Annotated in this window: 1 pseudogene; it reads left to right on the forward strand. The window is 73.3% G+C overall.

Annotation, left to right across the window (positions count from 1 at the left end):
* A pseudogene (locus H4281_RS45320) lies at nucleotides 1-210 on the forward strand (hypothetical protein); the annotation flags it as partial.

Raw genomic sequence — 210 nt, forward strand, 5'->3', positions numbered from 1 at the left:
ATCAAGAAACCGTGGATCAGCCCGCCGCCGGACGGCATCGGCAACCCCGACGCACACGGCGACACACCACCGCTCCACTCGGCCAAGTGGGCTCCGCCCCCCGGAGCGAGCGGCGGAACCGGTGACAGTGTCGGCGGCCCCGGCGTCAATGGCCTCGGCGACGGCGTCGGCGGTCCGGGCGGCGGAGAGCCAGTCGGTCCTGGGGTGAAG

Origin of the sequence: Amycolatopsis dendrobii, from assembly GCF_014145675.1 — a bacterium.
GTDB classification, from domain to species: domain Bacteria; phylum Actinomycetota; class Actinomycetes; order Mycobacteriales; family Pseudonocardiaceae; genus Amycolatopsis; species Amycolatopsis dendrobii.